This is a genomic window from Klebsiella sp. K5-204 (genome assembly GCF_030128585.1).
GTDB classification, from domain to species: domain Bacteria; phylum Pseudomonadota; class Gammaproteobacteria; order Enterobacterales; family Enterobacteriaceae; genus Klebsiella; species Klebsiella quasipneumoniae.
In genome coordinates this window covers 90775-106189 of sequence record NZ_JAKUZS010000001.1, presented here as the reverse complement: position 1 = coordinate 106189, position 15415 = coordinate 90775, and the positions used below count along the sequence as shown (strand labels likewise).

The following is a 15415-nucleotide window of genomic DNA, read 5'->3' as shown; positions in this document are numbered from 1 at the left end:
CGTTTTAGTCCCCCAGATGGTGTAACAGCGAATCGAGGCGCGCTTTTAGCTCCGCCACCTCGCCTTCCAGCGCTTCAACCCTGGCTCGCAGATCGTCATCCTCCTCCAGCGGCGCGAGTGCTTCCACCGTCGTGATCAGCGTGTCCATCTCGTCGCAAAACAGATGCATATAGCGGCTTTCCCGTTTTCCCGGCTCCCGGGGCAGACGGGCGACAAAGGGACCATCTTCGCGGGTCGCCAGCCCTTCCAGCACGCTTTCCACTTCCGCCATGTCGCTGAACTCATGCATCCGCTGCGCCCGACTGCGTAATTCACCCGGCGTCTGGGCGCCGCGCAGCAGCAGCGTCGTCACCACCGCCACCTCGCCGGCGCTGAGCTTCAGATCGCCAAATTCGGAGTTGCAAAAGCGCTGCTCATACTTGGTTACCCGATTGCCGAATCCGCTGACCGTGCGCAGATAGTGGCGTTTCACCAGGGTATCCAGCAGCGTCTGGACCTCGCCTTCGCTCAGCGACATCACCGGCTCGCGGTTGGTTTTCTGATTGCAGGCGGTCACGACGGCGTTCACCGACAGCGGATACTGCTCGGGCGTGGTGACCTGCTTTTCCAGCAGACAGCCAATGACGCGCGCTTCATGCGCGGTTAACTGATATTTCATCCTCTCTCCTTAACGTCCCGCTGACCAGTCCGGCGTCGTTAGCGCCGTCAATACATGGTCACGCCACTGCCCGTCGATCAGCAGGTAATCTTTGGCGTAACCCTCTTTTTCAAACCCCAACCGCGCCAGCAGCGCGCCGCTGCGCTGATTATGCGGCATATAGTTGGCCATAATGCGATGAATATGCTGCGTACGCTGCATATAGCGAATCGCCGACGTCAGCGCTTCAAACATCAGCCCCTGCCCCTGCCACTTCTCGCCAATAGAGTAGCCGAGATAGCAGGCATGGAATGATCCACGCACCACGTTGGAAAAGTTCGCCACGCCGACGATCTCCTTTTCCTCCGGATCGAGCAGCGCGAAATAAAAAGCAGACCCCTGTTTATGAAACTCGGCGATCATCGACAGACGCGCCTGCCATCCGGAAGGATAGCAGTGGCTGTCGTCACGAACCGGCTCCCAGGGTTTTAAGAACGCCTTATTCTCGGCGTAATAATCGGCCAGACGCCAGGCGTCACGATCGTGAACCAGGCGCACCACCAGCCGGTCCGTCGTCAAACGCACCTTCGGCACGTTACTGCGATAGCCAAACATTTCCTTTTCAGTCCCCCTGACTTCATTCTTGCTGCCTTCACTATACCTGTCCTGCGCGACGGTGTGAAAACAGCAACATACCATTTTCTGCGCCATCTCCTCTTTTCGATGAATAGCCTCAATCGAACTTGCATTTTGATAAAAAAATATTGTCGCAAGGGCGCTGGGAAAAGCAGCAGATTGCCCGCAGAATATCCACGCTTATCTCTATTTTTCCCTGGAGGGGAAATGTCCCGCGTCTCGCAGGCAAGGAGCCTGGGTAAATATTTCCTGTTAGTCGATAACATGCTGGTCGTGTTGGGCTTTTTTGTCGTCTTCCCGCTGATTTCCATCCGCTTTGTCGATCAGATGGGCTGGGCGGCGCTGATGGTCGGCATCGCGCTCGGCCTGCGCCAGTTGGTGCAGCAGGGATTAGGTATCTTTGGCGGCGCTATCGCCGACCGCTTCGGCGCCAAACCGATGATCGTCACCGGTATGCTGATGCGCGCCGGCGGCTTCGCGGCGATGGCCGTCGCCCATGAGCCGTGGGTGCTGTGGTTCTCGTGCATACTTTCCGGGCTCGGCGGCACGCTGTTCGATCCGCCGCGGGCGGCGCTGGTGTTTAAGCTGGTGCGCCCGCATCAGCGCGGCCGCTTTTTCTCCATCCTGATGATGCAGGATAGCGCCGGCGCGGTGATTGGCGCGCTGCTGGGCAGCTGGCTGCTGCAGTATGATTTCCGCCTGGTGTGCAGCGCCGGCGCCGCGCTGTTTATCGCCTGCGCGGCATTTAACGCCTGGTATTTGCCGGCATGGAAGCTCTCGACGGTGAAAACGCCGATCCGCGAGGGGCTGGGCCGGGTGCTGCGGGACAAGCGCTTCGTCACCTATGTCCTGACGCTGACGGGCTATTACATGCTGGCGGTGCAGGTGATGCTGATGCTGCCGATCATGGTGAATGACATCGCCGGCTCGCCGGCCGCCGTGAAGTGGATGTACGCCATCGAAGCCACCATTTCGCTGACCCTGCTCTATCCCATTGCCCGCTGGAGCGAAAAACGTTTTCGCCTTGAGCACCGGCTGATGGCCGGTCTGCTGGTGATGACTCTGGCCATGCTCCCCATCGGCATGACCAGCAGTTTGCAACAGCTGTTTACCCTGATCTGCCTGTTTTACATCGGATCCATCATTGCCGAACCCGCCCGGGAGACGCTGGGCGCCTCGCTGGCGGACGCCCGGGCGCGCGGCAGCTATATGGGCTTCAGCCGCCTGGGGCTCGCCTTTGGCGGCGCGCTGGGATATGCGGGCGGCGGCTGGCTGTTCGATGCAGGTAAGGCCGCGGGTCAGCCCGAGCTGCCGTGGCTGATGCTCGGGGCCATCGGGGTTATCACCTTCCTGGCGCTGTGGTGGCAGTTTAGTCCGAAACGCTCTGCCTCCGGCATGCTGGAGCCGCGGACCTGATGCGCGCGGCGGCGGTTTCTCCTGCTTTCAGCCTATTCTGCTGGTATCGAGGGTGCTGACAGGTCATGATGCTTTGTGTCAGGATGAATGAAGATATGAGCCAGAGGACCCCCATGAAAAAGATTTTGATCGCCGCCGCGCTGATTGTCAGCGGCCTGCTGAGCGGCTGTAATCAGCTGACCCAATACACAGTAAGCGAGCAGGAGATTAACCAGGCCCTGCAGAAGCGAAACCATTTTGCCAAAGATATTGGTCTGAAAGGCGTTGCCGACGCCCATATCGAACTGCAGAACCTCACCAGCGCCATCGGGCGCGAGGAGCCGGGCAAAGTCACGCTGACCGGGATCGCTAACGTCGACCTGAACTCCCTGTTCGGCACGCAGAAAGCGACGATCGATCTGAAGCTCAAAGCGCTGCCAGCCTTTGACAGAGAGAAAGGCGCCATCTTCCTGCAGGAAATGGAGGTGGTGGATGCCAAAGTGGCGCCCGAGAAACTGCAGTCGGTCATTCAGGCCCTGCTCCCCTATCTGAATCAGTCGCTGCGCAGTTACTTCAGCCAGCAGCCTGCCTATGTCCTGCGTGAGGACGCCAGCACCGGTGAAGCGCTGGCGAAGAAATACGCAAAAGGCATAGAGGTGAAGCCGGGCGAGATTGTCATCCCCTTTACCAATTAATCTCCAGGGCGCCGCGGCGCCCTCAATTTTTTACGGAAATGAGTGCAAAGGAAAACGTTTACGCTTATCCTTAGTGCCCGGCAAAAAACAGCCCTGATGACTGAACCTATTAGCCGGAGCCTTCCATGACAGCACAATCCCAGGTATTGAAAATCCGCCGCCCAGACGACTGGCATATCCATCTGCGTGATGACGATATGCTGAAAACCGTCGTGCCTTATACCAGTGAGTTTTATGGCCGGGCGATCGTGATGCCGAATCTGGTGCCGCCTGTCACCACCGTCGCGGCGGCTATCGCCTATCGCCAGCGCATTATGGACGCCGTCCCGGCCGGGCACGATTTTACCCCGCTGATGACCTGCTATCTGACAGACTCCCTCGACCCGGCGGAGCTGGAGCGCGGCTTTAACGAAGGCGTGTTCACCGCCGCCAAGCTTTACCCGGCCAATGCCACCACCAACTCCAGCCACGGCGTCACCAGCACCGACGCCATTATGCCGGTGCTGGAGCGGATGGAAAAACTGGGGATGCCGCTGCTGGTACATGGCGAAGTCACCCACGCCGAGATTGATATTTTCGACCGCGAAGCGCGCTTTATTGAAACCGTGATGGAGCCGCTGCGCCAGCGCCTGCCCGGCCTGAAGGTGGTCTTTGAGCATATCACCACCAAAGATGCCGCCGAGTATGTGCGTGACGGCAATGAACTGCTGGCGGCCACTATCACCCCGCAGCATCTGATGTTCAACCGTAACCATATGCTGGTCGGCGGTATTCGTCCTCACTTATACTGCCTGCCGGTACTCAAACGCAATATTCATCAGCAGGCACTGCGCGAACTGGTCGCCAGCGGCTTTAGCCGCGTCTTCCTTGGCACCGACTCAGCGCCGCACGCCCGCCATCGTAAGGAAGCCAGCTGCGGCTGCGCCGGCTGCTTCAACGCCCCGACCGCCCTCGGCAGCTACGCCACCGTGTTTGAAGAAATGAACGCTCTGCAGCACTTTGAGGCCTTCTGCTCGCTGAACGGCCCGCGCTTTTACGGTCTGCCGGTCAATGAAAGCTATGTTGAACTGGTGCGTGAAGAGACGACCGTCGTCGACAGTATTGCGTTGCCCAATGACACCCTGGTGCCGTTCCTGGCAGGTGAAACCGTCCGCTGGACCATGAAGCGATAAAAAACGCGGCCCCCTGTTGTCAATGCTCACCAGATACTGTATAAATAACCAGTATCAAACACAGGGGGCAATTATGCGCATTGAAGTCTCTATCGCCAAAACGACCGCCTTACCCAACGGCGCGCTGGAAGCGCTGAATAACGAACTCTCTCGCCGTATCGCCGAACAGTTCCCGGCCATCGACAGCCAGGTGAGCGTCCGCTACGCCACGGGCAATCAGCTCTCGGTGTTCGGCGGCCTGAAAGAAGACAAAGACCGGATAAGCGAAATCCTGCAAGAAACCTGGGAAAGCGCGGACGACTGGTTTGTCCACGACCTCTCCTGAAGCATGGCGGGATCCAGTTACTCTGGTTTGCTCCCTCATTGTGCTTTTCTTTGCCGGGTCGCCCCGGCTTTTTTATCCTCTTCTCATGTTCAGAATATTCCTGATTATTCTGCTTAATATCGACTAAAATGGCCGTTTTGCACGCTTATCTTGAGTAAAAAAGCGGCAAAACAAGAAAATCATGCTGCCTTTCATTTAATTTCTCGAGTTTATTCTTGATCCCTGATATAATTAACTTGCTTCAAAAAACATGCATTAAACCTCGAGAATTGTTGTCTTTTAACATATGAATAAGGGGTTATGATGGAAAAAAATAATGAAGTCATTCAGACCCATCCCCTCGTCGGATGGGACATCAGCACCGTTGATAGCTACGATGCGCTGATGTTGCGCCTGCACTACCAGAACCCCGCTCAAGAAAACAGTCATGATGCTGAGATAGGCCAGACGCTATGGCTAACGACGGACGTCGCACGTCAGTTTATTTCAATCCTGGAAGCAGGCATTGCGAAAATTGAATCTGGCGAATACCAGGAAAACGAGTACCGCAGACATTAACGCGGCACGCGGAATGACTTAACAATAAGCTTAACAGGCACCTGCGGGTGCCTGAATTATTTTCGGGCTTGTATAAGCACAGGGAGTTAATTACCCTGCTAACAAGGCAATTACCCGGAACTCACCATGCAATACGATCTTATCATTATCGGCAGCGGCTCCGTCGGCGCCGCCGCTGGCTATTATGCGCGTCGTGCCGGACTCAATGTTCTGATGACCGATGCCCATCAGCCTCCTCACCAGGAAGGCAGCCATCACGGCAGCAGCCGTCTTATCCGTCACGCCTATGGCGAAGGTGAAAAATATGTTCCGCTGGTGCTGCGCGCCCAGCAGCTGTGGGATGAACTGGCCGAGATCAGTGGCGAAGCCGTGTTTGAACGCACCGGCGTCATAAACCTCGGCCCCGCCAGCTCCCCTTTCCTCGCCAACGTTGCCGCCAGCGCCCGTGCGTTCCAGCTTGAGGTGGTAGAGCTGGATGCCCAGGCCGTGATGCAGCGCTGGCCGGAGATACGCCTCCCCGATGACTATCGGGCGATTTTTGAACCCGCTTCCGGCGTACTGCGCAGCGAACTGGCCGTGGAAACCTGGATCCGTCTGGCGCGGGAAGCGGGCTGCGCGCAGCTATTCAACTGCCCGGTCTCGGCTATTCATCACCATGCAGATGGGGTCACCATCGATACCATCGACGGTGAATATCATGGTAAAAAGCTGCTGGTCAGCGCCGGGACCTGGGTCACCCGCCTGCTTCCGGACCTCCCCATCCAGCCGGTACGCAAGGTGTTCGCCTGGTACCAGGCCGATGGCCGTTACAGCAGCAAGAATCACTTCCCGGCCTTCACCGGCGAGTTGCCCAACGGCGATCAATACTACGGTTTCCCGGCGGAAGATAACGAGCTGAAGATTGGCAAGCATAACGGCGGTCAGCCGATCTCCATGCCGCAGGAGCGAGTGGCGTTTGGCGCTGTCGCCAGCGATGGCTCCGAATCGTTTCCGTTTTTGCGTAACGTCCTGCCCGGGATCGGCGGCTGCCTGCACGGCGCCTCCTGTACCTACGATAATACCGTCGATGAAGACTTTATTATCGATACGTTACCCGGCAGACCAGACACGCTGCTCATCACCGGTCTGAGCGGGCACGGCTTTAAGTTTGCCCCGGTGCTGGGGGAAATTGCCAGTCAGTTTGCTCAGGGCGAAACTTCGAGCTTCAACCTGGCGCCCTTCTCGCTGGCGCGCTTTAACGCGTAATGGAATGCGGCACTTTTGCCGTCGGGCAAAAAAACGGCCTCTGTCGAGGCCGTTAGTCATTGAGAGCGGTTATGCGTCGCCTGTTTAATTTGCTGGTCAATAACGTCCGCGAGCACTTTATGATCTACCTGGCGCTCTGGCTGCTGCTGGCGATCATCGATCTTGTCTGGTTATGGTTTTTCTGACGGCTCAGGATCGAGGATCCCGAGTTTGGTGTTCAGCCGGCCACGGGATTTATTAAAGATTTTATTGCCGTTTTCACGCCCGGCGCGCAGCTGACGCTGCTCCTCTTCCGGCAGCTTATGCTCTTCCATGCAGGCTTCGCTACAGCAGCCGGCAAACTTCTCGGCACAGCTCGGGCACTGGATAAACAACAGATGGCAGCCATCATTCAGGCAGTTGGTATGGGTGTCGCACGGCGCGCCGCACTGATGGCAGTGCGCGATAACGTCATTGGAGATCCGCTCGCCCATCCGTTCATCAAAGACAAAGTTTTTGCCAATGAAACGCACCGGCAGCCCCTGCTCACGGGCGCGGCGGGCGTACTCAATGATGCCACCCTCGATGTGCCAGACCTTATTGAAGCCGTTATGCTTCATCCAGGCGCTGGCTTTTTCACAGCGAATACCGCCGGTGCAATACATGACAATTTTCTTGTCTTTATGGTCCTGCATCATTTCAACGGCTTTCGGCAACTGGTCGCGGAAGGTATCCGCTGGGATCTCCATCGCGTTTTCGAAATGGCCCACCTCATATTCATAGTGGTTGCGCATATCGATAAACACGGCATCCGGATCGTCAAGCATCGCGTTGACCTCCGCCGCCTTGAGATAATCTCCGACGTTGGAGGCGTCGAAAGAGGGATCGTCGATGCCGTCGGCAACGATGCGGTCGCGCACTTTCAGACGTAGCACCCAGAACGATTTACCGTCGTCCTCGAGAGCGATATTGAAACGCAGCCCCGCCAGCGCCGGATCGAAACCATTGAGAAACTCACGCAGGGCTTCAACGTTGCTTTCCGGCACGCTGATTTGCGCGTTGATCCCTTCCCGGGCCAGATAGATGCGGCCAAAGACTTTCAACTGGGTTAAGGCAACCCACAGCGCATCGCGGGTCGCTTGCGGATCGACAATGGTGAAATATTTATAGAACGAGATCGTCGTGCGCGGCTCGGTTTCAGCCAGCATTTGCGCCTTTAACGTCTCATTTGAAATGCGGTTGTGTAACACTGGCATGGTGTACCTGCTCGACATAGAAATGAGGAAATAAACGGCGGGCATGATATAGCAAAGCTTATTAATTTACATCCCTACATTTTACGCTACATTTTTCTCACCGGTCGCCCCCCACTTAACAAAACGATGTGGCTGTCGCCGCCTTTGGCTGGCCGGTAAAAAAATGCGATAATATAAGATGTTGCTCACTGATACGGGTATGAAATGACTCATTTGCCTAAATTTTCTCCGGCGCTGCTGCATCCGCGCTATTGGCTGCTGTGGCTGGGTATCGGCCTGCTGTGGCTGGTTGTCCAACTGCCCTACCCGCTGATCTACCGCCTCGGGAACGCCATCGGCCGGCTGGCCATGCGATTTATGAAGCGCCGGGCGAAGATCGCCTATCGCAACCTTGAGCTCTGCTTCCCCGAGAAAAGCGAGCAGGAACGTCACCGGATGGTGGTGATGAACTTTGAATCGGTGGGTATGGGGCTGATGGAGACCGGGATGGCCTGGTTCTGGCCGGTTCGCCGTATCGCCCGCTGGACCGACACCATCGGCTTTGAGCATGTTCGCGATGTGCAGGCGCAGCAGCGCGGCATTCTGCTGATCGGCATTCACTTCCTGACACTGGAAATGGGCGCGCGGATGTTCGGTATGAACGAGCCGGGGATTGGCGTCTATCGTCCCAACGATAACCCGGTCATCGACTGGCTGCAGACCTGGGGCCGACTGCGCTCCAACAAGGACATGATCGACCGCAAGGATCTGAAAGGTATGATCCGCGCGCTGAAAAAAGGCGACGTGGTGTGGTACGCGCCAGATCATGATTACGGCCCGACCGCCAGCGTCTTCGCCCCACTGTTTGCCGTAGACCAGGCGGCGACCACCTCCGGCACCTGGATGCTGGCGAAAATGTCCAAAGCCTGCATCGTGCCCTTTGTTCCACGCCGTAAACCGGACGGTAAAGGTTATGAACTGATTATCCTGCCGCCAGAGTGCTCCCCGCCGCTGGACGACGCGGAAACCACCGCTGCGTGGATGAATAAGATCGTAGAGCAGTGCATTATGATGGCCCCGGAACAGTATATGTGGCTCCATCGCCGCTTTAAAACCCGCCCCGAGGGGATGCCCTCCCGCTACTGAACCTCTTTCCCGGCCGCGCGCCTCCCGGCCGGGAATCCCCAGCGCTCAGGCTTTACGCTCTGCTTTAGCTTTAAAAGCTCTCCTCCATTGCGGCATTTATTTCCCAGGCGCATAATTAGCAGGCTCATATTTTCTCTTAATTTGACCTGCCGCGCAGGCCAGTGGAACCCTATGTCGTCTGCTGATACCCCCATTAACTGGAAACGAAACCTGACCGTCACCTGGCTTGGCTGCTTTTTAACCGGCGCCGCCTTCAGCCTGGTCATGCCCTTTCTGCCGCTCTACGTCGAACAACTCGGCGTCACCGGGCATAGCGCCCTCAACATGTGGTCCGGGCTGGTCTTTAGCATCACTTTTCTCTTCTCCGCCATCGCCTCGCCGTTCTGGGGCGGACTTGCTGACCGCAAGGGACGTAAAATCATGCTGCTGCGTTCAGCCCTCGGGATGGCCATCGTCATGATGTTGATGGGGCTGGCGCAGAATATCTGGCAGTTTCTGCTACTGCGCGCGCTGCTCGGCCTGCTGGGGGGCTTTATTCCCAATGCCAACGCCCTGATTGCCACCCAGATCCCGCGCCATAAAAGCGGCTGGGCGCTGGGCACGCTGTCAACCGGCGCGGTAAGCGGCGCCCTGCTCGGCCCGCTGGCGGGTGGCTTCCTGGCCGACCACTGGGGCCTGCGTACTGTCTTCTTTATGACCGCGGCGGTGCTGTTTATCTGCTTCCTGTTTACCCTGTTTTTAATCCGTGAAAATTTTGTTCCGATCGCCAAAAAAGAGATGCTCAGCGCGAAGGCGGTGTTCTCCTCGCTGCAGAATCCGAAACTGGTGCTCAGCCTGTTTGTCACCTCGCTGATCATCCAGGTCGCCACCGGCTCCATTGCGCCGATCCTGACGCTTTACGTGCGCGATCTGGCGGGTAACGTCAGCAATATCGCCTTTATCAGCGGGATGATCGCCTCGGTGCCGGGCATTGCCGCCCTGATGAGCGCCCCTCGTCTGGGCAAACTGGGGGATCGTATCGGACCGGAAAAAATCCTCATCGTGGCGCTGATTATCTCGGTGCTGTTGCTGATCCCGATGTCGTTCGTCCAGACCCCGCTGCAGTTAGGTATCCTGCGATTCCTGCTCGGCGCCGCGGACGGCGCGCTGCTGCCGGCGGTGCAAACCCTGCTGGTGTATAACTCCACCAGCCAGATCTCCGGGCGGATCTTCAGCTATAACCAGTCATTTCGTGATATTGGCAACGTCACCGGCCCCCTGATCGGCGCCTCGGTTTCCGCCAACTACGGCTTTCGCGCCGTCTTCCTTGTCACCGCAGGAGTGGTGTTGTTTAACGCGATCTATTCGACCCTCAGCCTGCGCCGGCCAGCCGCGGACGCCTCGCAGCCCGACCGCCATTCAGTAAATTAACGTCCAGAGGGGCTCAGCCCCTTGACGCTTTGCCTGGCGCCTTCTATAGATTGAATCGTGTTCAATTCATATTCTTCTCAGGAGATTCGCTATGCCAAAGGATTCGATGTTCTATGCCACGCTCGAAGAAGCTATTGATGCAGCCCGTGAAGAATTTCTCGCCAACAACCCTGACAGCGATGAAGAGAGCGCTAACGTTGAGCAGCTCAATATTCAAAAGTATGTGCTGCAGGATGGCGATATCGCCTGGCAGGCCGAATTTTTTGCTGACGAAGAGGAACAAGGCGAATGCTTACCGATGCTCAGCGGCGAAGCCGCGCAGAGCGTTTTCGATGGGGATTATGATGAGATAGAGCTGCGTCAGGAGTGGCTGGAGGAAAATACGCTCCATGAGTGGGATGAAGGTGAATTCCAGCTCGAGCCCTCGCTGGACACCGAAGAGGGACAGACGGCGGCCGACGAGTGGGACGAGCGTTAATCAGTTATAGGGCCCGTGGCTGGCGTCCAGCGGCAGCAGCAGCGTATCGAAAACCAGCGAGAACGGCAGGTCCAGAATGGTGAGATAGCGCCATCCTGAATCACGAACGTCCCACTGCACGCCCGGGTAATATTGATTGCCATGCCCCTGCCCGGGCACCGTCCGGCTAATAATGCTGCCGCAGCCGCTAAGCAGCAGCGCCATGGCAATGATAGGTAGTATTCGCATCCACAACCTCGTGTTTCAGATAAAAAAATACCGGCATCGCTGCCGGTATTTTCCTTAACGTACGGCTTATTTCGTTTTCAGCGCCAGCGGGTTAAGCGCCAGCTGCTGATAGGCGTTCACCCACGAGGAGTATTTCTCCGGCGCGGCCCATACGCGATAGTGCAGACGCGACATGGTTACCGGGTCGCTCAACAGCACCAGTCGACGATCGCGGTTCAGCTTATCCGGCGTTTCATTCAGCGCCTGCTCGACATGGCGCTCGCGGGCGATCTCCAGGATATGACCCTGACGGTGGCGCGCGGTGGCCATCGCGGTCGCGAGGGCGTTAAACGACGGGTTAAACACCGCGTGCATAAAGCCATCGTCCAGCGAACGCTGACGGTTCAGCGTCAGGTACGCATCGGTATCCTTGAGCACCTGCGGCGGCGAATACTCTTCCGGGATCAGGAACAGCTTCCAGCGCTTGGTGCGCAGGCCCACGGTCGCCCGGCTGGAGATCGCCGACACGAACGGCGACAGGATCAGCGATACGACAATCGGCGCCAGCCAGAACAGGAAGCGCAGATCCAGCCATGCCATTCCGACCGCCCATACCAGCCCCAGCAGCAGCTGCGAGCCGTGACGCATAAAGGCTTCTCCCCACGGCGTGGAGTCATCATCACGCTGCGGCGAATTCCACACCACTTCCCAGCCGAGGAAGGCGCTGACCACGAAGACGGTGTGGAACAGCATGCGCACCGGCGCCAGCAGGACCGAGAACAGGACCTCCAGCAGCAGGGAAAGCGTCACGCGGATAAATCCACCGTACTCCTTCGGCCCCTTACACCACACCAGGATGATACTCAGCAGCTTCGGCAGGAACAGCAGCACCATGGTCGAGGCGAACAGCGCAATAGCCAGCTCCGGACGCCACTGCGGCCATACCGGGAACAGCTGACGCGGCTGCAGGAAGTACTGCGGCTCGGTCAGGGCATGCACCACCTGCAACGCTGTCGACAGGGCAAGGAACATAAACCACAGCGGCGCCGACAGGTAGGACATCACGCCGGTAAGGAACACCGCCCGGTGAACCGGGTGCATCCCTCTCACGAGGAACAGGCGGAAGTTCATCAGGTTGCCCTGGCACCAGCGGCGGTCGCGTTTCAGCTCGTCCAGCAGGTTCGGCGGCAGCTCTTCATAGGAGCCCGGCAGATCGTAGGCAATCCACACGCCCCAGCCGGCGCGGCGCATCAGCGCGGCTTCAACGAAGTCGTGCGACAGAATCGACCCGGCAAAGTTGCCCTCGCCCGGCAGCGGCGCCAGCGCGCAGTGCTCAATGAACGGCTTCACGCGGATGATGGCGTTGTGTCCCCAGTAGTGGGACTCCCCCAGCTGCCAGAAGTGCAGACCCGCCGTAAACAACGGACCATACACCCGGGTGGCAAACTGCTGGCAACGCGCATACAGCGTGTCCATGCCCGAGGCGCGCGGGGATGACTGGATGATCCCGGCGTTCGGGTTCGCTTCCATCAGGCGCACCAGGCTGCTCAGACACTCTCCGGTCATCACCGAGTCAGCATCCAGCACCACCATGTAGCTATACTGGCTGCCCCAGCGGCGGCAGAAATCATCGATGTTGCCGCTCTTACGCTTCACGCGACGACGACGACGACGGTAGAAGATCTGCCCTTCGCCCTGTACTTCGGCAATCAGCTCCATCCACGCCTTTTGCTCAGCGACACAGATATCGGGGTTATAGCTGTCGCTGAGGATATAGACGTCGAAATGGGCGGCGTTGCCGGTGGCTTTCACCGACTCCCAGGTCGCCCGCAGCCCGGCGAACACGCGGTCAACGTCTTCATTACAGATCGGCATAATAAGCGCCGTACGGTGCGCCGGGTTCAACGGTTCGTCACCGACCGTCGAGGCGGAAATACTGTACTTATCGCGACCGATCAACAGCTGCAGGAAGCCCATTAACGCGGTCCAGAAGCCGGCGGAAACCCAGCAGAACAGCACCGCGAAGAGGATCAGAATGCCGCTCTGCAACACGTACGGCAGCAGCTGCATGAACGAGACCCACAGGTTCTGCCCCACCATGTCGGCCGGGTTGATCAGCGCCCAGCCCTGATAAGGCAGAATGGTTTTCATGTACCAGGTCGCCACCACGGTCTGCGACAGCGTCAGCAGCAGCAGGATGTAGCGACGAATGGTGCCGACGGTACGCCATTTTTGCTCGCTCTCGCGCTCTTCTTGCGTCAGGCGGGAGAGATAGCGCGGCGTGACATCGCGTCCGCGCAGACGGTCCCAGAAGCGGCCAACCGGGTTGGTACGCCACGGGTCGGGGATCATCGAGGAGCGCTTGGCTTTCGGCATCGCATGCAGCTGGGTGCGGCCTTCATCATCCTTCACCAGCTGATCGCCAGACAGCGAATCCGGCCAGCTGTGCGCCAGCCGCGCCTTGACCGACCCCAGCGGGGAGTCGTCTTCGCGAGCGAAGGTCTGATGTTCGTCATCCAGGGCCTGATGAACGGCCTGCAGGCTGGTGTCCGGCAGCGCCGATTTCTCGGCGTCCGACAGCGGCAATGCGTCAATGTACTTCGTTATCTTATTCATTGGCAGGCAGCTGATAGCTCCAGGTTTCGCTCAACGTGTCATCGCCGTTAACCAGTGCGGCGCGCATTTCCGTCGTTTTCTTCGGATCTTTCACCTTCAAACGCAGGATCATTCGCCAGCCTTTGGTCACCGGATTGTAACGCACGGTATTTTCAACGATTTCAGCGTTATCGCCGGTGCTCGCCTGGGCGGCGACCGGGGTATCCGCCGGCAGTTTTTTCATATCGGCGCCGGTGAAGTCGACAATGAAAGCAATGGTGCCGTCCGGCTGGCGGATCAGGTTCGACTGCTTCACATCGCCGGTAGAGCGGCGGGTCTGCATAACGTACGCGTTATCCGGCGCATGCAGCTTGTCTTCATCGCGGCTGAAGGTGATGGTGTACTTGAAGTTCATCTCCTTGCCCGGCTCCGGCAGCTGATCCGGCGTCCAGTAAGTCACGATGTTATCGTTGGTTTCATCGTTGGTCGGGATTTCGACCAGTTCGATTTTCCCTTTGCCCCACTCCCCTTTCGGGGTGATCCAGGCGCTCGGGCGCAGGTCATAACGATCGTCAAGGTCCTCGAAGCGCGAGAACTGACGGCCGCGCTGCAGCAGGCCGAACCCTTGCGGGTTTTCCATCGCATAGCTGCTAACGGCCAGGTGTTTCGGGTTGTTCAGCGGACGCCAGATCCACTCGCCGTTGCCCGCCAGGATCGACAGACCATTGGAGTCGTGCAGCGCCGGACGATAGTTCAGCGCCGGAGAAGGCTGGTTGGAACCAAACAGGAACATACTGGTGAGCGGCGCCACGCCCAGTTTGCCCACTTTGTCACGCAGGTAGACTTTGGACTGGACATCCACCACGGTATCGCGTCCCGGCATGATCACAAAGCGATAAGCGCCGGTTGCCCGCGGCGAATCCAGCAGCGCATAGATAGTCAGACGCTTGTCGGTAGCTTTTGGACGCTCAATCCAGAACTCACGAAAACGCGGGAACTCTTCGCCGGAAGGCAGCGCGGTATCGATAGCCAGACCGCGCGCGGACAGACCGTATACCTGACCCTGACCCAGCACGCGGAAGTAGCTGGCACCGAGCATGCTGACGATTTCATCGTTCTTATCTTTGCTGTTGATCGGATACAGTACTTTGAAGCCGGCGAAACCAAGGTCTTTCACCGTGTCTTTATCGTGCTGAACGTTACCAAAGTTAAAATAGTCCGGGCTATATTTAATTTTGCGCACGCTGGTGGCCGTCACTTCATTGATGGTGACCGGCGTGTCGAAGTACATACCCTGATGGTAAAATTCAAGCTTGAATGGGGTTTTCTGGTTATTCCAGTAAGCTTTATCGTGATTAAACTGAATTTGCTGGTAGTCCGCGTATTTCATGTCGCGGAAAGCGGAGGGCAGGTTACTCTTTGGCGCTTCATAGCCTTTACCGGCTAACGTTTTGGCCTCTTTTGCAACGTCATCAATGCTAAATGCCCATGCAGATGAAGTACACAGGGACAACATTACGGCTGCGCTTAACCAACGCATTTTCATCATCTGTGGTTTATGTTTCATATAAGTAAGCACTTCCCCCTTTGTGTGCTTAAATCGATCCGATCTATTTTAATGGAAACTCAGGCAATCCGACAACATAATCCCTGCTTTGTTCAGCGTAGCGGCGCAGGGAATAAACAGTTCGCAGTCCCGTTT

At 57.6% G+C, this 15415-nt stretch carries 16 protein-coding genes; 10 read left to right on the top strand and 6 right to left on the bottom strand.

The genetic code is table 11. From position 1 onward, the window contains the following. Positions 1-4 precede the first annotated feature (4 nt). Positions 5-658, bottom strand: coding sequence for a YceH family protein (locus tag MKR05_RS00495; RefSeq protein WP_023289129.1), 654 nt, complete (start codon positions 656-658; stop codon positions 5-7). 9 nt (positions 659-667) lie between these two features. Then, entirely contained in the window at positions 668-1252 is a 585-nt protein-coding gene (gene rimJ, locus MKR05_RS00490; protein ID WP_017900738.1) for a ribosomal protein S5-alanine N-acetyltransferase, read from the bottom strand. A 228-nt stretch (positions 1253-1480) separates the two neighbouring features. Between rimJ and mdtH the strand changes: the two genes are divergently transcribed. From mdtH to MKR05_RS00455, 7 genes are all read left to right on the top strand, one after another. Further along, positions 1481-2689, top strand: a complete 1209-nt coding sequence (gene mdtH / locus MKR05_RS00485; protein WP_284118012.1) for a multidrug efflux MFS transporter MdtH — start codon at positions 1481-1483, stop codon at positions 2687-2689. A 113-nt stretch (positions 2690-2802) separates the two neighbouring features. Beyond that, entirely contained in the window at positions 2803-3363 is a 561-nt protein-coding gene (locus tag MKR05_RS00480) for a lipoprotein (RefSeq protein ID WP_048297230.1), read from the top strand. Between the two features lie 125 nt (positions 3364-3488). Next, positions 3489-4535, top strand: coding sequence for a dihydroorotase (gene pyrC / locus MKR05_RS00475; RefSeq protein ID WP_023289126.1), 1047 nt, complete (start codon positions 3489-3491; stop codon positions 4533-4535). A 73-nt stretch (positions 4536-4608) separates the two neighbouring features. Continuing rightward, positions 4609-4860 (top strand): DNA damage-inducible protein I, encoded by a 252-nt coding sequence (gene dinI / locus MKR05_RS00470; RefSeq protein WP_023289125.1) that lies wholly within the window; start codon positions 4609-4611, stop codon positions 4858-4860. Positions 4861-5163: 303 nt separating this feature from the next. Then, a complete protein-coding gene (gene bssS, locus MKR05_RS00465) occupies positions 5164-5418 on the top strand; it encodes a biofilm formation regulator BssS (RefSeq protein WP_023289124.1) in 255 nt (84 codons plus the stop codon). Between the two features lie 126 nt (positions 5419-5544). After that, complete coding sequence (gene solA / locus MKR05_RS00460; protein WP_048297229.1) at positions 5545-6663, top strand: N-methyl-L-tryptophan oxidase; 1119 nt, start codon at positions 5545-5547, stop codon at positions 6661-6663. A gap of 71 nt (positions 6664-6734) precedes the next feature. Beyond that, positions 6735-6848 (top strand): DUF2770 family protein, encoded by a 114-nt coding sequence (locus tag MKR05_RS00455; RefSeq protein ID WP_004204539.1) that lies wholly within the window; start codon positions 6735-6737, stop codon positions 6846-6848. On the opposite strand, the gene MKR05_RS00450 is transcribed toward MKR05_RS00455, so the two are convergent. Continuing rightward, complete coding sequence (locus MKR05_RS00450) at positions 6834-7898, bottom strand: rhodanese-related sulfurtransferase (RefSeq protein WP_048297228.1); 1065 nt, start codon at positions 7896-7898, stop codon at positions 6834-6836. The two genes, MKR05_RS00455 and MKR05_RS00450, sit on opposite strands and share 15 nt — an antisense overlap. Positions 7899-8102: 204 nt before the next feature. Between MKR05_RS00450 and MKR05_RS00445 the strand changes: the two genes are divergently transcribed. The 3 genes from MKR05_RS00445 to MKR05_RS00435 all read left to right on the top strand — a co-directional run bounded on the left by MKR05_RS00445 (position 8103) and on the right by MKR05_RS00435 (position 10911). After that, positions 8103-9023 (top strand): Kdo(2)-lipid IV(A) acyltransferase, encoded by a 921-nt coding sequence (locus tag MKR05_RS00445; RefSeq protein WP_048297227.1) that lies wholly within the window; start codon positions 8103-8105, stop codon positions 9021-9023. Positions 9024-9194: 171 nt separating this feature from the next. Continuing rightward, positions 9195-10433: a multidrug efflux MFS transporter MdtG gene (gene mdtG / locus MKR05_RS00440; RefSeq protein WP_032452427.1), complete on the top strand. Its 1239-nt coding sequence runs from the start codon at positions 9195-9197 to the stop codon at positions 10431-10433. Between the two features lie 91 nt (positions 10434-10524). Next, entirely contained in the window at positions 10525-10911 is a 387-nt protein-coding gene (locus MKR05_RS00435; RefSeq protein ID WP_002898981.1) for a MysB family protein, read from the top strand. Here MKR05_RS00435 and MKR05_RS00430 read toward each other — a convergent pair whose 3' ends face one another. The 3 genes from MKR05_RS00430 to mdoG form a co-directional block, all read right to left on the bottom strand. Beyond that, a complete protein-coding gene (locus MKR05_RS00430) occupies positions 10912-11139 on the bottom strand; it encodes a YceK/YidQ family lipoprotein (RefSeq protein ID WP_004204534.1) in 228 nt (75 codons plus the stop codon). A 66-nt stretch (positions 11140-11205) separates the two neighbouring features. Further along, positions 11206-13734 carry a glucans biosynthesis glucosyltransferase MdoH gene (mdoH, locus tag MKR05_RS00425; RefSeq protein WP_032452426.1) on the bottom strand — a complete coding sequence of 843 codons (2529 nt, stop codon included), beginning with the start codon at positions 13732-13734 and terminating at the stop codon, positions 11206-11208. Next, the gene (gene mdoG, locus MKR05_RS00420; protein WP_004140751.1) at positions 13727-15280 is read right to left on the bottom strand and encodes a glucans biosynthesis protein MdoG; all 1554 of its coding nucleotides are present in this window, start codon (positions 15278-15280) and stop codon (positions 13727-13729) included. Before mdoG ends, mdoH begins: the two co-directional genes overlap by 8 nt. Positions 15281-15415: the final 135 nt, after the last annotated feature.

Coding starts and splice junctions, on each gene's coding strand:
- MKR05_RS00495 (WP_023289129.1), bottom strand. CDS start 658: ATGAAATATCAGTTAACCGCGCATGAAGCGCGCGTCATTGGCTGTCTG.
- rimJ (WP_017900738.1), bottom strand. CDS start 1,252: ATGTTTGGCTATCGCAGTAACGTGCCGAAGGTGCGTTTGACGACGGAC.
- mdtH (WP_284118012.1), top strand. CDS start 1,481: ATGTCCCGCGTCTCGCAGGCAAGGAGCCTGGGTAAATATTTCCTGTTA.
- MKR05_RS00480 (WP_048297230.1), top strand. CDS start 2,803: ATGAAAAAGATTTTGATCGCCGCCGCGCTGATTGTCAGCGGCCTGCTG.
- pyrC (WP_023289126.1), top strand. CDS start 3,489: ATGACAGCACAATCCCAGGTATTGAAAATCCGCCGCCCAGACGACTGG.
- dinI (WP_023289125.1), top strand. CDS start 4,609: ATGCGCATTGAAGTCTCTATCGCCAAAACGACCGCCTTACCCAACGGC.
- bssS (WP_023289124.1), top strand. CDS start 5,164: ATGGAAAAAAATAATGAAGTCATTCAGACCCATCCCCTCGTCGGATGG.
- solA (WP_048297229.1), top strand. CDS start 5,545: ATGCAATACGATCTTATCATTATCGGCAGCGGCTCCGTCGGCGCCGCC.
- MKR05_RS00455 (WP_004204539.1), top strand. CDS start 6,735: ATGCGTCGCCTGTTTAATTTGCTGGTCAATAACGTCCGCGAGCACTTT.
- MKR05_RS00450 (WP_048297228.1), bottom strand. CDS start 7,898: ATGCCAGTGTTACACAACCGCATTTCAAATGAGACGTTAAAGGCGCAA.
- MKR05_RS00445 (WP_048297227.1), top strand. CDS start 8,103: ATGACTCATTTGCCTAAATTTTCTCCGGCGCTGCTGCATCCGCGCTAT.
- mdtG (WP_032452427.1), top strand. CDS start 9,195: ATGTCGTCTGCTGATACCCCCATTAACTGGAAACGAAACCTGACCGTC.
- MKR05_RS00435 (WP_002898981.1), top strand. CDS start 10,525: ATGCCAAAGGATTCGATGTTCTATGCCACGCTCGAAGAAGCTATTGAT.
- MKR05_RS00430 (WP_004204534.1), bottom strand. CDS start 11,139: ATGCGAATACTACCTATCATTGCCATGGCGCTGCTGCTTAGCGGCTGC.
- mdoH (WP_032452426.1), bottom strand. CDS start 13,734: ATGAATAAGATAACGAAGTACATTGACGCATTGCCGCTGTCGGACGCC.
- mdoG (WP_004140751.1), bottom strand. CDS start 15,280: ATGAAACATAAACCACAGATGATGAAAATGCGTTGGTTAAGCGCAGCC.